Below are 23,615 nucleotides of genomic sequence, written 5' to 3' on the forward strand. Positions count from 1 at the left end.
TATTTCCCACGTTATAGAAACAGCGCCGGCACGGTGTTCCGGAAGATGTTGAGCGAGATTACGAAGAGGAGACAGACGACGAACCAGTTGAACGTTCGCTCGTCGAACTCGAGTCGCCGGAGATACGTGCCGCCGAGGAGTCCGACGATGGTGACGACGGCGATCACCGAGCCGAGCCAGAATCGGTAGGTCGTCAGCAGGTCGGTAAAGAACGCCATCTGAACGATTCGAACCGTGAATATCGTTCCCAGCACCATCGACAGGCCGCCGATATACCGCTCGGCGTCCCGCTCGAAGGTGTGGAAGTACGCCGGCAGCAGCGGGCCGAGGTTCGCGAACGCGAGCAGGAACCCTTGCGAGAGGCCCGCGGTTCCGAGCGCCAACGGGTGGTGGGCTTCCTCGACCGTGACGAAGTTCTGGACCAGCTGGAAGGCGACGTAGCCGAGCAGCACGAGCCCGATGACGAACGGGACGAGCGGCCCCGCGCTGAACGTCGCCAGCGCCATCACGCCGATCACGGTCCCGACGATAGCGAGTACCAGCAGCGACCACTCTTCGCGAACGAACGACCACCCGGTTCCCGTCTCGGCGATCTGGAACGCGTTGAGCATCCACGGCGGGATCGCCAGCACGACGACCGTGACGGTCGGATCGATCACCGTCGCGAAAATCGGCGTCATGATCAGCGAGTAGCCGAACCCGGTCATCCCCTTGACGACGCCGCCGACGACGGCGACCAGCATTAACCCGGCGAGCAATCCGACCGAGAGATCGGACTGAATCCCCTGATCGACGTTCTCGAGTCCCGGAAAGAGGACGACCGAAGCCACTATAGCGAGCAGCGTGGCCCCAACCATGGTGATCTCGCGATAGCGGAACGCCCGCAGGTTCGTGAGGAACTGTTCGATGTCGACCGTTGGTTCAGAAGCACTCATATTCGTTCGAAAGCGAATGGAGACGCCGATGGTTCGCCGATACACTGGTTCACCGCCCGATCCGTATTTGAGTGTCCGCTTCGGCGAGATTTAGCGCGGCTCGAGTTGCTGCTGAGACGACTGTCCGCCGAATCGAGGCCGCTCAGGCGCACCGACTGGCAATTTCGTGAACTCGCTCCGTCACCGATCGCGGATAAAACGGCCGCTACTACCGAAAATAGTTCGGATCACTGCCGGAGACTGGTCCGTCAGAGTCCGATCGTCCTCTCAATTACGCGTCCTTGTGGTCGTCGTGATCGTGGCTCGCGTGGCTGTCCTGCCCGTTATCAGCGCTCTCGTGGTCGTGATGGCGATCGTGATTATGGTCGTGGTGGTGATGGGCATGCGCTGTGCCCGAATCGGGTCCATGACGAGTGAACTGTCCGGAAAACGCTCGGTCGATCACCTCGGAAAGCGCGGGGTGGATGTGAACCGATTCGCGAACGTCCCAGACGGTTCCCGTGCCGGCTTTCATCGCGACGACCACCTCCTCGATCAGATTCGACGCGTCGGGACCGAGGACGTGACAGCCGAGGATTTCGCCGTCCGGTTCGATGATGACCTTCACGAACCCGCTCGCTTTCATCGCCTGCCCTCGAGCCGTATCTTCGTATCGGTAGGTCCCGGTCGCGTACGTTCGGTCCGCTTCGCGAAGGTCCTGTTCGCGCGTCCCGACACCGGCCACCTCCGGCGATCCGAAGACCGCGAACGGCATCGCGGTGTAGTCGACCGGTTCTAACTTCTCGCCGAGGAGGTTGCGCACGACGGCTCCGGCCTCGTGATTCGCGTTGTGTTTCAGGAGGTACTCCCCGACGATGTCCCCGAGGGCCCAGATCCCGTCGGCAGTCGTGCGGAGGTACTCGTCGGTCTCGAGGTAGCCGAACTCGTCAGTTTCGACGCCAGTGGCCTCGAGGTTCAGCAGATCCGAGTTCGGCTGCCTGCCGGCCGCGACGAGCAGGGTATCGCCGGTGACGGTCGCGTCGTCGCGCTCCGTCGCGTCGTCCCACGCCGGCGGGTACGGTCGGGCCTCGACGGTTACCTCCCCGTCGGCCTCGCTCGCTGCGACGGCTTCGTAGCCCGTGTAGACGCCGAAACGATCTGCGTAGCGTTCGGTGAACGCGGCGGCGATCGCTTCGTCCGCGGCCGGGAGGAGGTGGCGACGCCGACCCACGATCGAGACGTCACTCCCGAACGTGCCGAAGAAGTGGGCGAGCTCGGCCGCGATGTAGCCCCCGCCGACGATCACGAGTTCGTCGGGCGGCGTTTCCAACTTGAGCGCTTCGCGACTGGTGACGTATTCGACGCCCTCGATGCCTTCGATCGGCGGAATCCACGGCCGCGTTCCCGCCGCGACGAGAACCGTCTCGGCGCGAGCGCGCTCGCCGACGTCGGGTCCCTCGATAATCTCGAGCGTTCGGTCGTCGACGAACCGGGCCTCGCCCTCGAGCAGCGTGTGCTGACTCGAGGCGCTGATTCCGTGGTGGATCGAGTCGGCGCTGCTCGAGACGTCTTCGTTCACTTCGCGCACGATGTCGGCGAAGTCGACGCCCGCCACGTCGGCGTGGATCCCGAACTCGTCGGCGCGTTCGACGGTCTGCATCACCTCCGCGTGGTACAGTAGCTGTTTCGAGGGGATGCATCCGCGATTGAGACAGGTGCCGCCGAGCGGTCCCTTTTCGATGACGGCGACCGACTCGCCGCGGTCCGCCAGCGCGCTCGCCACGTCGAGGCCGGAACCGGACCCGACGACCATGAAGTCGTACGTCGGGGTGTCGTCCATAGACGGACGACCACGAGCGGTTCCTTTAATCAATGCGCCGCATCACTGACCGTTCGCCCACGCGTACTGACCCCCGACGAGGTACAGAGAGAGGATGCTCGCGCTTACCAGAATTCCCGCCGCCATAGTTATTATCGAATACTCGTACGGAGAACCAATCATCGGCCGCGGTTTGAGTACCCCGAGATAGAGGTGCTCGAGTTGATGAACGACGAACGGGAGTTTAAACGGCAACGACCGGTAACATCGCAACGACGCCCGCCGCGAAGCCGACGAGGAGTTCGTTGCGACCGCCGTGGGGCAACGCGGCACCCGTCTCGAGCGCCTCGGGAATGAACTCGGTCGCGACCAGATAGACCATCGCACCGGCGGCGAACCCGAAGCCGAACGGCAGGAACGCCTCGGCCCACGAGACGAAGACGAACGCGATGACCGCCCCGATCGGCTGGGGGAGACTCGAGAAGATTGCCGCGCCGACCATGCGCCAGTTCGACAGCCCCATCGCCCGCATCGGGATGGCGATGGCGGTTCCCTCGGGAACGTTGTGTATCGAGATGGCGACTGTCATGAACAGCGCGAGGAGGGGAATCGACACGCCGAGGATCGAAAGCCCTCCCTCGAGGCCGAGTTCGGCGAACGAGACGCCAACGGCGACGCCCTCGGGGAAGCTGTGGACGGTGAGGATCCCCAGGATGAGGACGAGCGTTTTCGGGTCGCCGTCGGCGAACGCCGCGGCCTCGAGCGGCGGGTCGTCGGGGCCGGGGTTTGACTCTTCCGCTCTTCCGGCGTCGAGTTGCCCGTCACCGCCGTCGACTTCGTGCTGGAGATCATCGTGGCGGTCTACACTCCCGATATCGACTCCCTCGAGGATCCGGTCGGACACTTCGACGAGCGCGACGCCCGCCAGCAATCCGGCGACCATGAGCGTGGGAAACCCGCTTGAGGCGTACGCCAGGCCCTCGTCGACCAGTCCGAGCACGGACACGGTCACCATGATTCCCGACGCGACGCCCCACAGTCCCACGTTCCAGCGGTCGCTGAAATCGTCGATAAAGAAGAAGGGCACTGCGCCGAGCCCCGTCGCGAGCGCGGTAGCGAGCCCGGCCACGAATACGACGATGAGGTTCTCCACGAGGGCCATATGCACACTATGGAGAAGGCAACAAAGAGCCTTTCTAGAATACGAAATTTATTTGGTTAACCTAAAACTATCGATGCCCGTTTGATCGATCTCCCGCGATGCAGCCGTCGAGATCAGTTCGCAGCGCAGTTGTTCGGACCGAGTTCGAGCGCCTCGACGTCGCTACCCGGTTGCTCTCTCCCCCAGTTGATCTGTTTGATCTCGTTGTAGTTCGCCGGTTCGTCCGCGAGGCTCTCGACGATCGTTTCGACGAACGCGGTTTCGTCGCCGTCCTCGGCGTACCCGAGGAGTTCGTTCGTCGTCTCCGCTCGGAGGTCGCCCAGTTCGGTCGCGACCGGACGGACTGATTCGTCGCTGAAGTGTCCGGGGAGCACCACCGTGTCGTCCGCAAAATCGGTCAGCCGATCGAGGCTGTCGAACAGTTGGCTCGAGGCCTCGCGGACGGCGTCCTCGGACCCGTCCTCGAGATCGGGTCGACCGACGCTTCGGAGGAACAGCGTATCGCCAGCGAAGATGCCGTCCTCGAACGCGAACGAGACGCTGCCGGGAGTGTGCCCCGGAGTGTGCAGGACCTCGAGTTCGCGCTGGCCGACCGGGATCGTCTCGCCGTCCTCGAGGGTGGTGACGTTCTCGAGGTCGCCGGCGTCGTCCCCGTGGAGGTAGTAGGGAACGTCGAGTTCGCCCGCGAGTCGGCGCGCGCCGGAGACGTGGTCGGCGTGTGCGTGGGTATCCGCGACGCCGACGATCTCGAGGTCGCGCTCGTCGGCCGCGTTCAGGTACCGATCGATGTACTGGCTCGGATCGACGACGACGGCCTCGTCGCCGTCGTGGGCGAGATACGAGACACAACCCGTACCCGGTCGAACGATCTGGACGACCCCATCGAGCCCGGTGGCGTCCCCGAGATCGTACTGGCGGTGGACGCGGCCCCAGCCGTTCATTCCGCCGTCGATCGATTTCGCGTCGAACCCGTGATCGCGGAGGAACTCGGCGGCTCGAGCGGACGTAACGCCCGCCACGCAGACGACCGCGATTTCCGTGTCTTTCGGGAGTTCGTCCAGCCGGTTCTCGAGCGTGGAGTAATCGTACGCGAGCAGTTCGTCGTAGATCGGGAGGTTCGTGCTGCCCTCGATTTGCCACTCCTCGTACTCGGCTTCGTTTCTGACGTCGAGAACGAACAGCTCCGGTGTCTCCTCGTCCTCGAGTCGTCGAGCGACGTCCGACGGATCGATCTTTGTATTGCTCATTATGCCCAATACTACTGGGCCGTGATACTTAAAATCTCGGTCGCGTGTAGATAAATCAATAGGAGCGATAGAGGCGGCTGAGAGACGGTAGCGTAGTCGAGCTTTGGATCCCATATACGTATTCGTTGACCGAATTCCGACCCGGTAGGAATTGCCTTTCCGGGTATATATGGTAGCGTTCGTACACTCACATGTACTATGAGAGGATCCACAGAACCACTCGTCTCGAGAGTATCTCGCCGAAAGCTCCTCATAGCCTCCGGCGCGGCGGGTTTCTCGGTGCTAGCGGGGTGTGCTAGTGAGTCGACAGATCCGGCGGCGACCCAGACCGCAGAGACCATGACGGCGCATTCGTCTCCGGACCTAGAGAAGTGGGTCACCGAGCTTCCCAGACCGGCCGTCGCCGAGCCGTCGGGGACGAAAGACGGACACCCACACTACGAACTCACGATGGGCGAATTCGAGCAGAAACTCCACCCCGACCTACCGGAGACGACCGTCTGGGGGTACGGTGGGTCGTTCCCCGGGCCGACGATCGAGGCCGAGCAAGGCGAACCGATCTCCGTTCGGTGGGAAAACGACCTCCCGGACGAGCACCTCCTGCCCGTTGACACGTCGATCCACAGCGAGACGATCCCGTACGACCTGCCGGGCATTCGAGCCGTCACCCACCTTCATGGCGGGAACGTCGAAGCGGAGAGCGACGGTCACGCACAGGCGTGGTACACTCGAGACTTCGAGGAGACCGGGCCCGCCTTCGAATCGAAAGACGACTACTACGCGAACGAGCAACCGGCCTCGACGCTGTGGTATCACGACCACTCGCTGGGTATCACCCGGTTGAACGTCTACGCCGGACTCGCGGGGTTCTACCTCCTTCGAAGCGACACCGAACGCTCCCTCGACCTGCCCGACGGAGAGTACGAGATTCCGATCGTCTTGCAAGACCGAAGCTTCAACGAGGACGGCTCGTTGTTCTACCCAAGCGCCATCTCGGAGGAACAATCGCTCGGAGACGACTCGAAACCCGATCCGAGTATCGTTCCGCAGTTCTACGGCGATACCTCGGTCGTCAACGGCAAAGCGTGGCCACGTCTCTCCGTCGAACCCAGAACGTATCGGCTGCGCCTCCTCAACGGTGCGAACAGCCGGTACTACTCGCTCGCGCTCCGCGAGTACGACGAATCGTCCGGCGAAACCGGCGGCGACGGACCGGCGTTCGTCCAGATCGGAAATGACGGCGGACTCTTCTCGGAACCGGTCGAAGTCGACGGTCGGCTCGAGCTATCAGGCGGACAGCGCGCCGACGTCCTCGTCGACTTCAGCGAGTACGCGGGCGAAACACTGCTCTTGCACAACGACGCGCCCGCGCTCTACCGCGGCGAAACGAACGCACCGGACGACGACCTCGTCCCACTGCCGGAGATCATGACCATCGAGGTGAGCGACGACGGTACTGCGGGCGAATCCGCGCAACTGCCCGAGTCGCTCGCACGGGTGCCGGACATCCCGGTCGACTCCGTCGACAACCAGCGCTACCTGACGCTCAACGCCGGCGCGACCGACGACTACGGGCGGAAACTCCACCTGCTCGGAAACGAGGACGACCCCTCGGGACTCATGGTCACCGACGAAGTCACCGAGGAACCGTCGCTCGGCGATACCGAAATCTGGAGCATCGCCAACCGGACCGCGATGTCGCATCCAGTTCACCTCCACCTTGTCCACTTCCAGGTGCTCGGCCGAGAGGGTATCGGCGACTACGAACCGGGTGACGAAGTCGATCCGGACGCACTCGAGGAACCCGCCCCCTACGAACTGGGCTGGAACGACGTCGTCAACGTCGATCCCGGCGAGGTGGTTCACGTCATCGTCCACTTCGGGGAGTACGAGGGTCTGTTCACCGATCAGACCGGCGAGTATATGTGGCACTGTCACATGCTCGAGCACGAGGACCACGACATGATGCGTCCGTTCACCGTCGTCGAGAGCGACGACGACGGATCCGACTCGACGAACGAGGGCGGCACCGACTCCGATACCGACCAGTAGCCGTCCTCAGTCGGAAAGTTGAGTCTCGTTTGACGGATCGTGGGTCAATCGATGCGCCGTATACTACACGGTATTGCTGCCGTTCTACAGGCGGAGCAGGCCGAGTGCCTCGGGTTGTCCGAAAGACTCGTCTTTCGGGATCAAGCGAACCCTTCGGGTTCACGGGCGGTAAGGCCTAGAGAAATCCGAAAAAATCACCTGTTTGATTACGGACAACTGGTACGATTTCGTCAGAACGAATCGTGCTACCACCGTAATCGCCATCTCGGTGTTAACACATACCGATCCGTGAGCTGTTGTCGCGTCACTCGGTCCAGCTAACTCGAGGCGGGCGCTTCCGCTTCGGGCCCGGCGTTTTCGTACTTGTCTTCGAACTCCTGAATGAGCAGCCCCATCTTCGCGTACCAGTCGTTCAACATGCGCTGCATGTCGTTTGCGATCTGGGTCGGGTCTGCGGGGTGATAGACGTGGTAGTAACCGCCCTGATCGTAGTTGATCTGCTCTTTTTGGATGAAGCCGCTCTGGAGGAGCCGCTGGATCGACCGGTAGGCGGTCGATCGCTCGCGGTCGACTCGCTCGCCGATCTCGTCGATCGTGAGCGGTTCCTCGCTCTCGACCATCACGCGGAAACACTCCTTGTCGAGTTGCTTGAGTCCGTGGATGCACTCGAGCAGCCCCTCGCATTCCATGTCCTGCTGGAGTTGTTCTGCCATCGAGTTCGCCATGTTACTATCCCGGAGTAGGGGACGTGTCGATATAAGAGTTGTGTGAATATTGCGCAATCTCACTGAGCAATCGTCGTGTCTGGACCTGGTACGAGATTACGGGAAACGCTGAGTGTAGACATAGCTCTCAGAGTTCAACCAGCCACATCGAGCCGTACCCGAGACCGAACGCGAGTCCGAACGACCCGATCCACGCCAGCACGGTGAACCCGAGTTTCCGCGGGCTGATACCCTCGCCGCCGGTGACCGCGAACCCGCTGCCGACGATCGCGCTGACGATTATCTCGTTGAACGAGACCGGCACTCCCAGCAGAACCGCACTCTGGGCGATGAGAAAGGACGGGACGAGCGTTGCGATCGACCGGCGCGGTCCGAGCGACGCGTACTCCTGGGAGAGGGACTTGATCATCCGGGGTGCGCTTGTCCACGAGCCGACGAGGATTCCGATTCCACCGCCGAGCAACACGACGACCGACGACACCATCGGCACCGCCTCGAGCAGCGGGAACAGCGGCCCGACGGCGAGTCCAACCTGACTCGCACCCGCGGAGAACGCCACGAGCGCGCCGAGCGAGAGCAGGAATCGGCGGAGCCCGCCGGCCTGATCACGGCCGATATCCCAGTGGACGACCGCCGCGGCGACGGCTCCGAGGGCGATCGAACTCACGAGCGTCGCGCCCGCTCCGTCGACGGGAACGAGCGCCGCGCCGCCGGCGGCGATCGTTCCGCCGATCGACGAGAGAAACGCGAACTCGAGGTTCGCGACGACGATACCGACGACGCCCGCAAGTATCGGGACGCTTTTCGCCTCCGGGACGTCCGCTCGTGGAAGCACGCTCGCGATCCCGTAGGCGATACCCCCGCCGACGAACGGCGTGAGCACCCACACCAGCCCGATCTCGACGTACTTCCCCCAGACGGGAGCGCCGCCGAGGGCGAATCCCACGCCGATCACCGCGCCGGTAACGGTGAACGCGGTCGCGATCGGATACCCCGTGTAGATGCCGATCGCCATCAGTCCGGCACCGAGTCCGAGCACGACGATGACGGCGATCGTCGGCAGGGAGACGCCTTGGACGAGTCCGCTTCCGACGGTTTCCGAGACGCTCGTCCCCTGGGTCACCGCCCCGGCGAAGCCGAAGATCCCGACGAGAAAGGCCGCGCGCATCGTCGAGATGGCGTTCGCGCCGACGGCCGGTGCGAAGGGAGTCGCGCCGCTCGAGCCGGCTCCGATCACCCAGGCCATGAACAGGCTCGCGACCCCGGCAGCGGCAAACAGCAGTAGCGTTGTGAGTTCCATGAGTACTGATCGATTGATCCGATCGATTCGACCACTAGCTAGTCCGCTCGGTTCGTCGCCGGACCGGTCTGCGCGGATTCGCTCCGCCAGACGCCTTGCAGGTACGCGCCGGCGAACATGCCGACGAGCGCCCACAGGATGGTGACGTTCCCGACGCCGAGACTGGCGTAGGCAGCGCCGGGACAGATCCCCGACAGGCCCCAGCCGACGCCGAATATCCCCCCGCCGAGCAGGACGTTCCGGTCGAACGACTTCAGCCGTCGCCCGTAGGTGTCTCCCGTCAGCGGCGCGGTATCGCCAACGCGGGACATGACTGCGAACGCGATCCCGGAGACGATGGCCGCGCCGAACATGACGAACACGAGTCCGAAGTCTTCGAACTGGAGGAAATCCAACACGACTTCCGGCCGGGCCATGTGGCTGTAAGCGAGCCCGAATCCGAAGATCAGGCCGCCGACGAGCACGAGGGGCATGAACAGGGGATGGCGATTTCGGGCCATCTTACGGACTCACCCCCATCACCTGGACGAGTTGTGCGGTCGCGATCGCGACGCTCAGGAACGTGATCACGCCGACGATGGACGTTTTCGACGCCGAACCGACGCCGCAGACGCCGTGGCCCGAGGTACATCCCTTGCCGACGCGCGTCCCGATTCCCACGAGCACGCCGCCGATCAGCAGTCGCCAGGGCTGTACGTCGGTCGTCCACGCACCGCCCTGCCAGACGACGCCGTAGACCGCCGCCCCGAGTACGATCCCGATCGTGAAGACGACGCGCCAGTCTCGAGAGGCGCGATACTGCTGGAATCGCGATTTATCCGAGACGTACGACAGCGTCGACTCGAGAAACGTGCTCGCTCCCGCTGTGATTGCGGTCCCGAGGTAGATCACGACGGCACCAAGCCCGACGAGCAATCCTCCGATCGCGTACCGGGAGATGCCGTTCGGGAACGGTTCGGCGGGCACTATCTGCCCCACGGTTGCCAGTTCGGCGAGCATTGTGATCTCGGTCACGGCGTTAGTCACCCGCGAGTGATTCCTGGCTGGCCGCGCAGTTGTTCGGGCCGAGCTCGAGTTCGAACGCCTCCTCGTCGTCCGGCGCTCGCTGGCCGAGATTCGTCGCGATGATCTCCTCGTAGTTGGCCGGTCGCGGCGGCATGTCCGACAGGACCAGCTCGACGAACTCGTCTTCATCCAGCGACAGGGCGTCCATTCTCGCCTCGAGGTCGCCGATCGATGCCGTGTAGGTGCCGTCGGCGGCGGGTTCGGCAGAATCGCTGACGTGTGCGCCGCCGACGAGGGTGTCCTCGGGCAGGGCCAGCACGCGCTCTTGGAGCGACTCGTAGAGCTGTGCGGCCGCTTCGGGCGCGCCGTCGTCACCCTCCTCGAGATCGGGGCGAGCGACGCTCTCGACGAACAGGCCGTCCCCGGTCGCGAGCAGCGAGCCGTCGATCAGGTAGGAGGTCATCCCCGAGGTGTGCCCGGGCGTGTAGACGGCCTCGATCGCCGCGTCGCCGACTTCGAACTCGTCACCGTCGCTCGCGTGGGATACGTCCGACGCGTAGGTGACCCCGCGGGCGGCCGCCGGATCGGGGATGACCCCCGTAACGCCCTCCTCGAGCAGCGTTCGAACGCCCGAGATGTGATCGGCGTGAACGTGCGTGTCGAACGCGTATTCGACTGTCACACCGAGGTCGTCGGCGTCGGCGAGATAGCGATCGGCGAACGCCCGCAGCGGATCGATCACCGCCGCCTCGTCGCCGTCGACGAGGAGGTAGGCGAGACAGCCGCTCGAGGGCCGCTGGTACTGATAGAGGTCCCCGGCCCCCTCGTAGCGTTCGACTTCGACGCGGTCGTAGATGCGCGCCCAGCCGTTCATCCCGTCCTCAAGGTGATCGACGTCGTACCCGCACTCGGCGAGCGCGCCCGCAACGAACTCGCTCGCACCGCCTTTCGCACAGAGTACCGTGATTTCACGATCATCTGGAATCTGTGCAAGAACGCTCTCATCGACGTCCTCTTCGAGGAACTCGAAGTACGGCACGTTGATCGATTCCACGTTCTCGCCGTCGATGTGCCACGCTCGGTAGTCGGACTCCATCCGCGCGTCGAGAAGGGTGACGCGCTCGCCCGCGTCGATCCGGTTTCGCAACCGCTCCGGGGCTACCGTCTCCACCTCGGCGGCTGGCGTTGGAAGTTCCAAATCGCTCATGTACACCGTCCAGTATCGGGCGCTGGCACTTAAGGATTTGTATAGTAATTCCTATTATACACAATATGGTGTAGCCACGATTACGACCAGAACCCACTATTACTGTATCTATAGGCCTCTAGAACTCCATATAGGGCGTATGTGCGTGTGGCTGGCGATAATAGTATATCTTGTATTGTGCAATAACCAATAGGCTTTTATGCTGTAGGCCGGTATTGTAGGGCAACCCCAATACGGGAGACAGCAAACATGAGTTCGGAATACCAAGCCACGGAAACGCTGGACGTGAAAGGACAGTCCTGCCCAATGCCAATCGTGAAGACCAAGCAGACGATCGACGGCCTCGAGGCCGGCGACGTCCTCGAGGTCCTCGCGACGGATTCGGGCAGCATGAGCGACATTCGAGGATGGGCAGACGGCACCGACGGCGTCGAACTCCTCGAGCAGGTCGAGGACGACGACCTGTACACCCACTACGTGAAGAAGACGGAATAATGAGCACGGACAACTCAACGACGCCGGTCGAAGGCGCCGGGGAGGTCGACGCTGCCGAGTTGCAGGCGCTGCGCGAGCGCGTCGACGAACTCGAGGAATCGCTGGCGGCGGTCGACACCGGCGACGACGGGAACAAGATGACCATCGTCGCCACCCAGGGCAGCTTCGATATGGCGTACCCGCCGCTGATCCTCGCGAGCACGGCGGCCGCGTTCGGCTGGGACGTCGTCGTGTTCCACACGTTCTGGGGACTGGACATCCTCCACGAGGAGAAATCGAAGGATCTCAAGCTGAGCGCCGTGGGTAACCCGAACATGCCGGTTCCCAACGCCGTCGCCGCGTTACCCGGCATGGACGCGATGGCGACGCGGATGATGCAGAAGAGAATCGACGAGAACGGAACGGCAACCATCGAGGAGCTGATCGACGTCTCCCTCGAGAGCGGCGTCGACCTGCAGGCCTGCCAGATGACGATCGATCTGATGGACTACGACGAGGACGACTTCTACGACGGCGTTACGACCGGCGTCGGAGCCGCGACCGCGTTACAGCACATGGCCGACTCAGACGTCCAATTGCTCGTCTGAACACCGGCGGATAGGGGGTGACGGCGGAAAAAGCGTTGGCGATTTCTCGAATCGAATATTGACTCGAGACCCACTCGTCTGTAAACTGTTCGTCCCATCAGCTATCGGTATTGCTCCACACAATACCGAGGGCAACACCGAGACTTACTCCGATTCCGGTCCCCAGCGCGAGATTGTCCACCACCACACCGATCGCAGCGCCGAGACCGACGCCGACAGCGATACCGAGACCAATTTTGGGCTGCTCTTCGTCTCCGTTCTTGTTGGCGGTCACGACAGTTCGTTCGTTTTCAAGAACAGTAAATGTGTTAGTCGACTCGGTGCGGACCGTCTCGGACGGTATCGAGACGTTCGAGTGGGATTAGTCCTCTGTGCCACGCTCTTCGAATGATCCCCACTCGAGAAGCCCCGCAAACCGACAAATGAAATCGACACGTGAAAGCCGCGCTTAGGCTGGTGTCGGCTGGTAGGTCTGCAGGCGGTAGATCGCTCGAGCGACACCGAACACGACGATCGCGAAGAACGCGGCCGCGATGGCTTCCGGCACCGAGACGACAGCGGCGAGGACGCCGAACAGGGCCGTCGCGATTCCGATGCGGATCGCGAGCGAGCCGACGATGTCCGCTGCGACGGATCGTGGCACGTCGGTCGTTTCGTCGTATCCGGCGATGAGGAACGTCCATTCCTGGTACTTGATAAGATAACCGAGGACGAGCACCGCGAGTCCGGCGAGCAACGCCCCTGGCGATTCGAGTATGGCGTCGATCATACCTCAACATATGTCATCCTAATATATAAATATGGTCACGTGCAGATCAGACGGGCAGCATGAATCGATCCATCGACGCTCGTATCGCACGCTCACCGAGACCGGCGACGATCAACCCGACGATGTGAACTGGAATCAGTTCAACGGACACGAACAGCGGGTCGACCTCGGTAACGAGCGTCATCGGAACTGGAGCGATAGCGTACGTGATCGCGCCCGACTGGTTTGGGACGGTAAGAAACGCCGATAGGAGCGCCGTCGTGGACACGAATAACCACACCAGCGGAACGCGGAGGCGTTCCCGTTGATACGCGTATGCGGGAATGACCGCGTTCAGACACAGGGCAAGGAAAGTGGCGAGGAAGACCGCGCCGATCGGGACGATACCGGGTTCGATCGGGAGAGAGCCCTCGATACCGTACCGGGTCGCTGTCCAGACCGCGAGAACTCCGACTGCATACACCGTGCCGGCCGCAATTGGACGCCAGCGACCGGCGGAGGAGTGGCAAGCGGAGACGAGGGTCGGGACAACGCCGATCACGATTGAGAGAACCGCAGCGACGGCAAGAGAGAGTTCGTCGCTCACAAGCGCGAAGTGTGGGGTAGACGAGGGCATGCTTGAGAGTCGGTGGACAGTATGTTTAACTCATTGACTTCTCTTCAATTGTGCGCCACAGAAACCCCTCACGCATAGTGGACAAAACGCCTTAAATACATGCTACCGCGGCCTCTCTTATCCATCCTACGGTAGGCAGGCCTGGTAAAATAACAAATATATAAGTATAGTAAGAAAGAATTTTCAACTAATGTCAACCATTGTCGATCCCCGCTCGGTAACGACGCTTCCGATTACCAACATTGCCGTCCCCACTACCCTCATCGTGCTCGTCCTCCTCGTAGTCGGACTGATTAGTGGAGGACTACTATTCGGTCTCGTTTATCTCTTCTATTTGTTCTCTCGCGAATCGAAAGAACAGCCCGGAAAATGACACGAGAGCAGACGCGCCACAGCAAAGCGTGGTATAACACGCTCAGCAGGTATTACGACACCCTCATCGATCCCTTTCAGGGTCCGCTTCGGCGACGCGGAATCGACAGCCTTCGCGTGGCTCCCGACGACCACGTTCTCGCTGTGGGCTGCGGGACCGGCCGAGAGATTGCCACATTGCAGAACGCTGTCGAGTCTAGGGGGCGAGTCGTCGGGATCGACGTCGCAGAGCAGATGTGCCATCTCGCACAGGATCGACTCGACGAGGCGGATGCGTTCGCGGTTATCTGTGGAGATGCACTGGCGTTGCCGTTCGACTCCGACAGGTTCGATGTCGTTCTCGTAAGCTTCACACTCGAGCTGTTCGAAGCCGACCACCGGGCAACTGTCCTCGAGGAAATCCGTCGCGTACTCGAGCCCGGCGGTCGAATTTGTGTCATCAGCCCCTCCGCGACAGCGAGCAGTATCATCTCGCCGCTCTACACGCGACTCAACGAAGCTTTTCCGAGGCTAGTCGACAGTCGTCCGTTCGATGTCAGTGCCGTCCTCGCTGAAGCCGGCTTCGAGATCCTGCAGACCCAGGTCGAGTGGGCACTCGTTGTCCCGGTTGAACTCGTCGTTGCGCGTTGGGAATCGTGAGGGTGAACGACCCGTCTCCTGGCTCCGTTTGCAGATGGTGGCATGTCTGTGTTCATCCGATGCTCTGACCACCACACAGGCCCGGTGGACATCGATAGGCGATAAGAACACTCACTTATCGATAGCATCCGAAAACGTACGGTCACGCTCAGGGGGAACTGAGAACGACGACCGGACAGGGCGCGTTCGTCAGAACGTCCTCAACGTTCGGGCCGAAAAACGCCCGTCGGGTCATCGGTCGTTTGTTCGATCCCATTATCACGGCGTCCGCGTCGGTCCGGTCCGCGATCCCGACGAGTTCCTCGCCGGGGGAGTCAGAGAACAGCACGGTCGTGACGACGTTCGCTCCGAGCTGTCGGCCGAGTTCGGCTTCGCGGTCGACGATCCGCTCGCCGATCTCCACCTCCTGGGGCGGCGGTGTTCGGGCGACGAACCGATCGTCTGACCGGTGGCTCGTGACCACGTGGACGACCTCGACGAGCGCTCGCTCCTCGAGCGCGATCGTAAATGCGATCTCCGCGGCGTGACGGCTCGCCTGCGTCCCGATCGTCGGTAACAGAATTCGTTCGATCGGCTCGTCCATCTTCGTTGGCTCTCGACCGTCAACGCCGGACGCGCTGACGACCATCGCGGGACACGGGGTCTCCTGAACGACGCGATCGACCGTCGGGCTGAAAAGCGACGCGTCCGTCGAGCCCTCGAGCGTTCGCTCGCCGAGCACAACCAGATCGTAGCCCCCCGCGGCGGTCTCGAGGATCGATTCGGCGGCGCTCCCGTCGGTTTCTCTGACGAGACGCCGCGTCTCTCCCGAGAGCGTTCCCAGTTGCTGCTCGATACGGGAAAAGACCCGCTCGGTCTCGTCCGAGTCTGGATGACCCTTCCGATTCACTCGGTTCCGATCGGACCCGTCCCCCCGGCGATCCCCGAGTCGGGTAACGAATCGTCTGATCCGGTCACGAACGCCTCCGCTGGACCCTCTCGTCTCGGTCGATGGCGTGATACAGAGGAGGTCCAGATCGGTCTGGAGGTTCCGGAACAATGGACTGAGCAGTCGGGCCGCGTACTGCGTATCGGCGGTGCCTCGAGTCGGCAACAGAACGCGATCGAGGTTGTTGACGAAGCTGTCCTGGAGGTACCGCTCGCGCTCGATACGCTTGCGTTCGGCCTCGCCCATTTCGATCTTCGGGATCGACCAGCGCATGATCGCCGGCGCCATCAACGAAGTGACGATCGCAACCACGACGATGATGCTGTACATGCTCGTCGTCAGGATTCCGAGTCCGAGGCCGATCGTGGCGACGATGATCTCCATCGCGCCGCGGGCGTTCATGCCGCCGCCGATGGTGATCCCTTCCCACTTCGAGAGGCCGGCCAGTCCCGAGACGCTCACGATGCCGCCGAACTTGCCGATGCAGGCGACAGAGAGAACGACGAGTCCGACGCCGAACACGAGCGGGTCCGCCAGGACGGTGACGTCCATTCGGAGGCCAGCGATGGCGAAGAAAAGCGGCGCGAAGATGGCGAGAGTCACGGCCTCGAAGACGTGCCTGACCCGGTAGGAGAACCGCTTCACCTGACCGGCCAGCACGCCGACGACGAACGCGCCGAGTATCGCCTCGAGACCCATGTACTGGGTGAGCGCACCCGCGGCGAGTGTAAAGAGCATCACCGTCGATATCATCGCGATATCGCCGCCGATGACGTTGTCGACCCATCTGATCGTGTCCGCGATGATTCGCCGTCCGATCGTGAACGCGGCGCCGAGAAACGCGAGCACCGAAACGATCGTCACCGCCGCCGAGTCGAGATCCGCGACGCCCGTTCGAGCGAGGCCGGCGACGGTGGCCAGCAGAATCCAGCCGATCGTATCGTCGACCATTCCCGCCGCGAGGATCAACTGTCCGATATCGCGCCGGATCACGTCCAACTCGAGGAGGATCTTCGCGATCACCGGAATCGCGGAGATGCTCATCGCGGTGGCGACGAAGAGACTGAAGACGAGCCGGTCGTCCGCGGAGACGATGAACTCCGAGGGGAGAAACCACCCGAGAGCGAAGCCGGTCACGAACGGGACGAGGATTCCCCCCAGCGAGAGCAACAGCGCCGTCCGCCCTTTGCTGATGACGAGGTCGATGTCGGTTTCGAATCCAGTGACGAGAAGCAACATGATGAGCCCGAGCCAGGAGATGATCTCGAGGAGGTGAAACTGGCTCTCGGAGACCACGAACAGCGACTCGTAGGCGCCCGGGACGACGACGCCCAAAAGCGACGGGCCGAGAACGACGCCGGCCAGGAGTTCGCCGACGACCGCCGGCTGTCCGATCGAACTGAAGGCTTCGCCGAGGACGCGCGCGACGAACAGCAGGACGGTCAACTGGAGGATGACGAGGAACAGTTCGTGGTGTCCGAGCGGTTCGATGAGTTCCATATCGTCCGACCAGCGGTTTTCGAATCCTACCCTCCGCTCCCACTATACACATTCCCCTGTACGGAATCCATGACAGACACCGGTCAGAATGTTTTCCTCGCCTACCCGATAGACGTCGGTGCTTACGGTGGATTCGCCACGGCCGTTATGGTGACGACCGTGCCGACAAGTGCGAGAAACAACCCGCCGAGCGACAGCGACGACATTCCGTCGAAGTACGTGACCACGACCAATCCGACGACGGTCAGTTGTAGTCCGAGAATTCCCTGTTTCGTCGAATCCATAGTGATAGTCACCAGAAAATGACTAAAAATCTACTGGTGTTTGGCCACAATTCTCAGTGGGCTCGTTTTTTCGCCGTCTCGGCAGTCAATCCCGCAGTCGCGCTGGCGCGGCTCACTCGAGTTCGCGAACGACCTCCGCGGGGTTGCCCTGAACCACGACGTTGGCCGGAACGTCCTCGGTGACGACCGCCCCCGATCCGATCACCGCGCCGTCTCCGACGGTTACCCCGGGATTGAGCACCGCTCGGCCCCCGATCCAGACCGCATCGCCGACGGTAACCGGCTTGGCGTACTCGAGGCCGGCTGTCCGTTCGGCCGCCTCGAGCGGGTGGGTCGCCGTGTACACGTGGACGCCGGGCGCGAGCATGCAGTCGTCCCCGAATTCGACCGGTGCGGCGTCCAGAATCACGCAGTCAAAGTTCGTATAGAAGTCCTCACCGACGTGGACGTTGTAGCCGTAGTCACAGCGAAACGGCGGCTCGAGATAGACGCCGTCTCCGACCGACCCGAACAGGTCGCTCACGATGTCGGCGCGTCGTCGCTCGTCGGAGACCGGCGTGCGATTGAACAGGGCGAGGCGATCTCGCGCGGCCCGGCGGTCGGCGACCAGCTGGGGATCGTCGGGGTCGTAGCGATCCCCGGCGATCATCTTCTCTCGTTCGGTCGGCATACTTCGACGAGCACCAGCTAGCCTAATACGGGTTCCGTTATCGCCATGTCCGGGGATTAGCCACGAGATTCACGAACCGACAGCATACACCACAGACGGTCGACCGCCGAACGCTCGAGTGCCGTCGAAACCGATCGTCAGGTGCCGACTGGAAAGACAGGATGCACAGGCAAGCCCAACAGCTACCTCGGGGATCGAGAGAGGTGTAATATGGTCAGACTGTCGACGATCGTAATCGGTCTCGCGATACTCTTTGGTATCGGACTCATACCGATCCCGATTCCAGGGATCGGAGTGCTCGTAGGTCTCTCAGGGATCGTTATCGGCGTTATTCTGCGTCTCCTCGGGCACTAACGCGCGGTTTCAAGAAACTTCTCGAGCCGTCCGCACCAGTACCTGCTTGAGTCCCGAAAGGAACTCTCGAGCCACGGGAGCGCCGTCGTAGAGCCACAACAACGCGGCGAACGCTCCCAGGCTAAGTTGGAAGAGGAGGTACGGCGACGGCGATCCGGAGAGAAGTTCGTAGGTGTATCCGCCCAGCAGGTGAAAGAAGTACTCGAAGAACGCGATGTCCCGTTCGTATCCGGCGACGGTGGCGACTGGCCAAAAGGCGATTTCGGGAACGAAGTACCCGCCGCGGACGACCCGATCGAGGATGTCAGAGGGGAGGTGAAGCAGATAGACTACCCCGAACGCGGCTCCGACGTGTGTTCGGTCGTAGGATCTGGCGACGAGCCCGACCGCGGTCGCCACCGGGATGACGAAGAAAATCGAGTGGCCGATCGCGTACCCCGAGTCGAAGATTCCGAACTGCCAGGACAGGGGTTTGTCGATGAGATCCGGGAGGACCGACGCGAACACGACGGCGAAGGCCTCGAGACCGCCGGGCGCGCTCCGATAGTAGGCGTGACAGAACAACGAGTAGGCGACGTACCCGACGATCGCGTGCTCCCACGGCCACATATTAGGAACTCACCGGGGAGAGGACTACGGTAGTTATCGCGGGCGTGCGACGCCGCACTGCGACAGTGACCGACGCTGTCGGGGGACCCATTGGTAGAACGGAGGGTCCAGTCGGCAAAAAGATTTCCGAGACGGAATCGGGTACGCCGCCGTCTCGATACCCCCGCTGCATTCGATTCGCTCGGTCTCTCTCGAGTCCGAAACGGCCAAACGACTCGGCCGCGTCCGTCTTCGCATGAAGTTCGCGCCCGGTGCCTGGAAGTACGCGATCTGGCCGCTCGTGGTCGCCCCCTTCGCGGTTCTGATCAGCGCCACCGCGAGCGTCGTCTCGCTCGCACTCGGCGTCGCAACGCTCGCGTTCTTTCGCGACCCCGACCGAACGCCGCCGGTATCCGGCACCGTCGCCCCGGCCGATGGGAACGTCTCCGTCCTGCGAACCGAGGGCGACCGCACTCGCCTCGGGATCTTCATGAACGTCTGGCACGTCCACGTCGTCCGGTCGCCGTTCGACGCCACGGTGGTGGACGTCGAACACGTCGACGGCGCGAACAGGCCGGCGTTCTCGAAGGACTCCGATCGGAACGAACGGGTCCACGTCACGCTCGAGCTCGAGGACCCGGCTGCCGTCGTCCCCGACCAAGCCGACGTCGTCTCCGATCCCAACTCGCAAGCGCCCACCGCGACCGTCACCTTCGTCGCCGGCGCGTTCGCCAGACGGATTCACCCCTACGTCGAAGCGGGCGATCGACTCGAGCGCGGGCAGCGAATCGGCCACATCGCGTTCGGTAGCCGCGTCGACGTGCTGTTCCCGACCGGCGTCTCGGGCGACGATATCGCCGTCGAACCGGGCCAATCGACGACAGCGGGCGAAACCGTCATCCTGGACGCACCGCCGACGGCGGACGAAACCGGATTGGCGGGAGCGACCGACGAGCCGTAGCGCGATGGAAGACCGTAACGCGATCGATTATCGACGCAGTCAGCTATCGGAGCGCGGCCGATTACCGAGCGCGACCGGCGGTCCGCCCGGTCGTTCTCGAGTTTACCGGTTGTCCTCGAGTGCGTCCCGCGCCGCCTCGAGATGCGCGCGTTCGATGACGACGTCGCCCGCACGTTCGTTGGCTTCTTCTGGGCCGTACTCCGTGGCTACCTCTCGGATGGCCTTCATCGAAGCGTCGCGAACCAGCGCCTCGAGGTCCGCACCCGTGTGCCCCTCGAGTTCGTCCGCGAAGGCGTCGATGTCCACGTCGTCGGCGAAGGGCTTGCCGCGGGTGTGGACCTCGAGGATCTTGCGCCGAGCCTCGGTGTCTGGTTCGGGGACAAGTACGTGCGTGTCGAGTCGGCCGGGTCGGAGCAACGCCGGATCGATGAAGTCCCGGCGGTTGGTCGCGGCGAGGACGACGAGGTTCGGATTCTCGCTCATCCCGTCGAGTTCCGTCAGGAGCTGTGAGACGACGCGTTCGGTGACCTCGTGGCTCTCGCCTCGAGTCCCTGCGATGGCGTCGATCTCATCGAAGAAGACGATCGACGGAGCGGCCTGCCGTGCGCGTTCGAACACCTTTCGAATGGCCTTCTCCGACTCGCCGACGTACCGATCGACGATCTCCGGGCCGTCGACGCGAACGAAGTTAACGTCGGTTTCGCCCGCGAGCGCTCGCGCGAGGAGGGTCTTCCCGGTTCCGGGCGGGCCGTGGAGCAAGACGCCGGAGGGCGGATCAGTGTTGGTCTCCTCGAAGAGCCGTTCGTACGTCAACGGCCACTCGACCGACTCGCGCAGCGTTCGCTTTGCGTCCTCGAGTCCGCCGACGTCCGTGAAGTCGGTCGTCGGCGATTCTGCGACGTACTCGCGCATCGCCGAGGGCTCGACGGACGCGAGCGCCGCGTCGAAGTGGGATCTGGTCACCTTCGGGTCCTGATTCCACGCCGTGCGACCGTCGGCGTCGGTCGGCCTGCCTCGAATTGCGGCCATGGCCGCCTCGCTGGCTACCGCGTCCAGATCCGCGCCGACGAATCCGTGCGTTCGAGCCGCTATCTTGTCGATTCGAACGTCGTCGGCCAACGGCATGCCGCGGGTGTGGACCTGTAAAATCTCCTTGCGGCCCTCCTCGTCGGGAACGCCGATCTGAATCTCCCGGTCGAATCGGCCGCCGCGTCTGAGCGCCGGATCGATCGAGTCCACGCGGTTCGTCGCCCCGATGACGATCACCTCGCCGCGGGCGTCGAGGCCGTCCATCAGCGTCAGCAACTGCCCGACGATCCTGTTTTCGGCGTCGCCGTCGTCGTCCCGCGTGCCGGCGATAGAGTCGATCTCGTCGAAGAAGATGATCGTCGGCGAGTTCTCTCGAGCGGCCTCGAAGGTCTCCCGAAGCTGTTCTTCGGATTCGCCCTTGTACTTCGACATGATCTCCGGGCCAGAGACGGTCTCGAAGTTGGCGTCGACCTCGTTTGCCACCGCTCGAGCGATCAGCGTCTTGCCCGTGCCGGGCGGTCCGTAGAGCAACACGCCGGAGGGCGGTTCGACGCCGAGGCGCTGGAAGAGGTCCGGCTCCGAGAGCGGGAGCTCGATCATCTCGCGGACGAGCTCGAGTTCCTCGTCGAGGCCGCCGATATCCTCGTAGGTCACGCCCGAGGGCGTCTCCGGTTCGGCGTCGGGATCGCTTGTCTGTTCTGACGCGGACGATTGACTAGTGGCGGGCTCGCTCGCCGTCGGATCCGCCTGGGCGACGTCGATCGACGTCGAACTCGTGATGCGAACGTCACCGTCAGGATCCGTATCGAGCACGGTAAACGGCTCGGGCGCGACACCTTCGATGCGGATCTGCTCTCCGGATCGAATCGGTCGGTTGCGAAGTTTCTGGGTCGCGACCCGCTCTGCTAGCTGCGATTCGGCCTCGGCAAGTTCCGACGGCGCGCCGAGGGTGACACGTTCTGCCTGCCTGATCGCGGCGGTGTCTTTCGCCCGAACGACCACCGTATCGCCCACGTGAACGCCCGCGTTGGCCCGCGTGTCGCCGTCGATCTGGATCACCGTTTCCGGGATCGACGGATCGGCAGGCCACATCTTGGCGATCGTCGTCTGCTCGCCGTCGATCACGACGGTGTCACCGCTTAGCACACCAAGTTTCCGACGGGCGATTTCCGGGATTCGGGCGACGCCGCGTCCCGCATCCCGTTTCTCGGCGGCCCGAACGGTCAGGCTGACCTGCACGGAATCCGACTCACTCATACCCCATCGTTTCAGCCGTACGGTCTTGAGAATTGTCCTGGGCCGCTTTGGATCTCCCCGTGCTCGACTTGGCTTGCCACTCTGAACGTCGTCTCACCGCACCGTTCCCCTTCGAACCCACTGTGCCAGAGAAACGCCTTTGGGGTGTGACACCCCTAGACGATCCATGGTCGTCGAGACTGAGCGCGATAACGCCACCTGGTACGAGTGTGAGACCTGTGGGCTGCTCTTTACCGATGAGTCCGAAGCAACCGAACACGAAGCCCAGTGCGACGGAGACGATCCGTCCTACATTCAGTGACGGTCCAGCGCGGCTCATGACGGTCGGCTTCGAACGCCGGCTTCGGCCGCCACGTTGGCAACTCCCCGCCTACTCGAGGCGGTCCCGGTGTTCGGCAGCCAGTTCTTCGGCTTGCGCTCGAGTCTGCGTCGCCGTCCATCGAACGCGCTCCCCGTCGCCGTATGCGAGCGCCGTCTTGAGTTCGTCCCGCAGGATGCCGGTGCCGATCTGACGAACCGTGCCGTCCGCGTCACCGAGTTCGTAGACGCCCGGTCGGTCCGGGACCCGGCCGACGGTTCGCCGATCGAGATCGTGCCACTGCTTTCGAAGGGGCATTACTCTCCCCCTTCGACGAGTTCGTATGCGTGTTCGCTCATCTCGTCCTCGGCGAAGACGAACACCCGACCGTCGACGAGAGACGGCTCGGCATCGACGCGGATCGAGTACGCCTCCGTCGAAACCCGGACGCCGGGAAACAGCTCCTCCTCGTCGGTTCCCTCGAGCATGACCCGCCCGACGCCGGTCGTTTCGAGAATGTCGTCGTGAGTGTTGCGATCGTTGACGTAGGTCATCACGCCCTCGATACCATCGGGGTCGGTGACCAGCACGTGGACCTCCTTTCCCGGCGGCGTCGTGATCGACTCCTCGACAGCCTCTGGCGGCCCGTGATAGAACGCCTCGCGCCCGTCGAGGTAGTGGACGACGATACCGCCGTCGACCAGATCGACCTCGAGCGTGCTGGGGGGAACGTTGTTTCGCATGCTCATGCCCGGACTGACGTGATGAACTTGCAAAAACGAACCGCTCTCGCGTCGCGCGGCTCACCTCGGTATTTCTCGAGGACCGCACGGTTGA

The 23,615-nt window shown here is 62.9% G+C and carries 25 protein-coding genes; 6 read left to right on the top strand and 19 right to left on the bottom strand.

Annotation, left to right across the window (positions count from 1 at the left end; genetic code table 11):
* Nucleotides 1-11: 11 nt before the first annotated feature.
* The 4 genes from BM348_RS17520 to BM348_RS17535 all read right to left on the bottom strand — a co-directional run bounded on the left by BM348_RS17520 (nt 12) and on the right by BM348_RS17535 (nt 5,142).
* Nucleotides 12-935, bottom strand: coding sequence for a TSUP family transporter (locus BM348_RS17520; RefSeq protein WP_092907238.1), 924 nt, complete (start codon nt 933-935; stop codon nt 12-14).
* A 271-nt stretch (nt 936-1,206) separates the two neighbouring features.
* Complete coding sequence (locus BM348_RS17525) at nt 1,207-2,754, bottom strand: dihydrolipoyl dehydrogenase (protein WP_092906882.1); 1,548 nt, start codon at nt 2,752-2,754, stop codon at nt 1,207-1,209.
* Between the two features lie 223 nt (nt 2,755-2,977).
* Nucleotides 2,978-3,895 carry a ZIP family metal transporter gene (locus BM348_RS17530; RefSeq protein ID WP_092906884.1) on the bottom strand — a complete coding sequence of 306 codons (918 nt, stop codon included), beginning with the start codon at nt 3,893-3,895 and terminating at the stop codon, nt 2,978-2,980.
* Nucleotides 3,896-4,008: 113 nt separating this feature from the next.
* Entirely contained in the window at nt 4,009-5,142 is a 1,134-nt protein-coding gene (locus tag BM348_RS17535; protein WP_092906886.1) for an MBL fold metallo-hydrolase, read from the bottom strand.
* A gap of 198 nt (nt 5,143-5,340) precedes the next feature.
* Here BM348_RS17535 and BM348_RS17540 point away from each other — a divergent pair, with 198 nt between their 5' ends.
* A complete protein-coding gene (locus BM348_RS17540; RefSeq protein WP_092906888.1) occupies nt 5,341-7,194 on the top strand; it encodes a multicopper oxidase family protein in 1,854 nt (617 codons plus the stop codon).
* Between the two features lie 317 nt (nt 7,195-7,511).
* Here BM348_RS17540 and BM348_RS17545 read toward each other — a convergent pair whose 3' ends face one another.
* From BM348_RS17545 to BM348_RS17565, 5 genes are all read right to left on the bottom strand, one after another.
* Complete coding sequence (locus BM348_RS17545; RefSeq protein ID WP_092906890.1) at nt 7,512-7,919, bottom strand: helix-turn-helix domain-containing protein; 408 nt, start codon at nt 7,917-7,919, stop codon at nt 7,512-7,514.
* A 127-nt stretch (nt 7,920-8,046) separates the two neighbouring features.
* Nucleotides 8,047-9,219, bottom strand: a complete 1,173-nt coding sequence (locus BM348_RS17550; RefSeq protein WP_092906892.1) for an inorganic phosphate transporter — start codon at nt 9,217-9,219, stop codon at nt 8,047-8,049.
* A 38-nt stretch (nt 9,220-9,257) separates the two neighbouring features.
* Nucleotides 9,258-9,719 carry a DUF6691 family protein gene (locus BM348_RS17555; protein ID WP_092906893.1) on the bottom strand — a complete coding sequence of 154 codons (462 nt, stop codon included), beginning with the start codon at nt 9,717-9,719 and terminating at the stop codon, nt 9,258-9,260.
* 1 nt (nt 9,720) lies between these two features.
* The gene (locus tag BM348_RS17560; protein WP_092906895.1) at nt 9,721-10,218 is read right to left on the bottom strand and encodes a YeeE/YedE family protein; all 498 of its coding nucleotides are present in this window, start codon (nt 10,216-10,218) and stop codon (nt 9,721-9,723) included.
* A gap of 19 nt (nt 10,219-10,237) precedes the next feature.
* The gene (locus tag BM348_RS17565; RefSeq protein WP_092906897.1) at nt 10,238-11,431 is read right to left on the bottom strand and encodes an MBL fold metallo-hydrolase; all 1,194 of its coding nucleotides are present in this window, start codon (nt 11,429-11,431) and stop codon (nt 10,238-10,240) included.
* 249 nt (nt 11,432-11,680) lie between these two features.
* Here BM348_RS17565 and BM348_RS17570 point away from each other — a divergent pair, with 249 nt between their 5' ends.
* On the top strand, nt 11,681-11,926 hold the full coding sequence (locus BM348_RS17570; RefSeq protein ID WP_092906899.1) for a sulfurtransferase TusA family protein: 246 nt from the start codon (nt 11,681-11,683) through the stop codon (nt 11,924-11,926).
* Complete coding sequence (locus BM348_RS17575) at nt 11,926-12,513, top strand: DsrE/DsrF/DrsH-like family protein (RefSeq protein WP_092906901.1); 588 nt, start codon at nt 11,926-11,928, stop codon at nt 12,511-12,513. The genes BM348_RS17570 and BM348_RS17575 overlap by 1 nt, the downstream gene beginning before the upstream one ends.
* 97 nt (nt 12,514-12,610) lie before the next feature.
* Here BM348_RS17575 and BM348_RS21505 read toward each other — a convergent pair whose 3' ends face one another.
* From BM348_RS21505 to BM348_RS17585, 3 genes are all read right to left on the bottom strand, one after another.
* Nucleotides 12,611-12,787: a hypothetical protein gene (locus BM348_RS21505; protein ID WP_175507225.1), complete on the bottom strand. Its 177-nt coding sequence runs from the start codon at nt 12,785-12,787 to the stop codon at nt 12,611-12,613.
* A gap of 174 nt (nt 12,788-12,961) precedes the next feature.
* On the bottom strand, nt 12,962-13,282 hold the full coding sequence (locus BM348_RS17580; RefSeq protein ID WP_092906903.1) for a DUF3784 domain-containing protein: 321 nt from the start codon (nt 13,280-13,282) through the stop codon (nt 12,962-12,964).
* A gap of 46 nt (nt 13,283-13,328) precedes the next feature.
* The gene (locus tag BM348_RS17585) at nt 13,329-13,898 is read right to left on the bottom strand and encodes a hypothetical protein (protein WP_139231230.1); all 570 of its coding nucleotides are present in this window, start codon (nt 13,896-13,898) and stop codon (nt 13,329-13,331) included.
* A gap of 369 nt (nt 13,899-14,267) precedes the next feature.
* Between BM348_RS17585 and BM348_RS17595 the strand changes: the two genes are divergently transcribed.
* Nucleotides 14,268-14,909 carry a class I SAM-dependent methyltransferase gene (locus tag BM348_RS17595; RefSeq protein WP_092906909.1) on the top strand — a complete coding sequence of 214 codons (642 nt, stop codon included), beginning with the start codon at nt 14,268-14,270 and terminating at the stop codon, nt 14,907-14,909.
* A gap of 148 nt (nt 14,910-15,057) precedes the next feature.
* On the opposite strand, the gene BM348_RS17600 is transcribed toward BM348_RS17595, so the two are convergent.
* The 4 genes from BM348_RS17600 to BM348_RS17610 all read right to left on the bottom strand — a co-directional run bounded on the left by BM348_RS17600 (nt 15,058) and on the right by BM348_RS17610 (nt 19,254).
* Complete coding sequence (locus tag BM348_RS17600; RefSeq protein ID WP_092906911.1) at nt 15,058-17,337, bottom strand: cation:proton antiporter domain-containing protein; 2,280 nt, start codon at nt 17,335-17,337, stop codon at nt 15,058-15,060.
* 122 nt (nt 17,338-17,459) lie between these two features.
* Nucleotides 17,460-17,621, bottom strand: a complete 162-nt coding sequence (locus BM348_RS21510; protein ID WP_175507240.1) for a hypothetical protein — start codon at nt 17,619-17,621, stop codon at nt 17,460-17,462.
* A gap of 112 nt (nt 17,622-17,733) precedes the next feature.
* On the bottom strand, nt 17,734-18,291 hold the full coding sequence (locus BM348_RS17605) for a sugar O-acetyltransferase (RefSeq protein ID WP_092906913.1): 558 nt from the start codon (nt 18,289-18,291) through the stop codon (nt 17,734-17,736).
* Between the two features lie 363 nt (nt 18,292-18,654).
* Nucleotides 18,655-19,254, bottom strand: a complete 600-nt coding sequence (locus tag BM348_RS17610; RefSeq protein ID WP_092906915.1) for a metal-dependent hydrolase — start codon at nt 19,252-19,254, stop codon at nt 18,655-18,657.
* A gap of 235 nt (nt 19,255-19,489) precedes the next feature.
* Between BM348_RS17610 and BM348_RS17615 the strand changes: the two genes are divergently transcribed.
* Nucleotides 19,490-20,194: a protein sorting system archaetidylserine decarboxylase gene (locus BM348_RS17615; RefSeq protein WP_092906917.1), complete on the top strand. Its 705-nt coding sequence runs from the start codon at nt 19,490-19,492 to the stop codon at nt 20,192-20,194.
* A gap of 102 nt (nt 20,195-20,296) precedes the next feature.
* On the opposite strand, the gene BM348_RS17620 is transcribed toward BM348_RS17615, so the two are convergent.
* Nucleotides 20,297-22,480 carry a CDC48 family AAA ATPase gene (locus BM348_RS17620; protein ID WP_092906919.1) on the bottom strand — a complete coding sequence of 728 codons (2,184 nt, stop codon included), beginning with the start codon at nt 22,478-22,480 and terminating at the stop codon, nt 20,297-20,299.
* A gap of 166 nt (nt 22,481-22,646) precedes the next feature.
* Here BM348_RS17620 and BM348_RS22250 point away from each other — a divergent pair, with 166 nt between their 5' ends.
* Nucleotides 22,647-22,781: a DUF7128 family protein gene (locus BM348_RS22250; protein ID WP_281244711.1), complete on the top strand. Its 135-nt coding sequence runs from the start codon at nt 22,647-22,649 to the stop codon at nt 22,779-22,781.
* 69 nt (nt 22,782-22,850) lie between these two features.
* On the opposite strand, the gene BM348_RS17625 is transcribed toward BM348_RS22250, so the two are convergent.
* Together BM348_RS17625 and BM348_RS17630 are read right to left on the bottom strand one after the other, a co-directional pair.
* The gene (locus BM348_RS17625; RefSeq protein ID WP_092906921.1) at nt 22,851-23,096 is read right to left on the bottom strand and encodes a DUF7508 domain-containing protein; all 246 of its coding nucleotides are present in this window, start codon (nt 23,094-23,096) and stop codon (nt 22,851-22,853) included.
* Nucleotides 23,096-23,527: a DUF5796 family protein gene (locus BM348_RS17630; RefSeq protein WP_092906923.1), complete on the bottom strand. Its 432-nt coding sequence runs from the start codon at nt 23,525-23,527 to the stop codon at nt 23,096-23,098. The genes BM348_RS17625 and BM348_RS17630 overlap by 1 nt, the downstream gene beginning before the upstream one ends.
* Nucleotides 23,528-23,615 lie beyond the last annotated feature (88 nt).

Origin of the sequence: Halostagnicola kamekurae, from assembly GCF_900116205.1 — an archaeon.
Classification (GTDB): domain Archaea; phylum Halobacteriota; class Halobacteria; order Halobacteriales; family Natrialbaceae; genus Halostagnicola; species Halostagnicola kamekurae.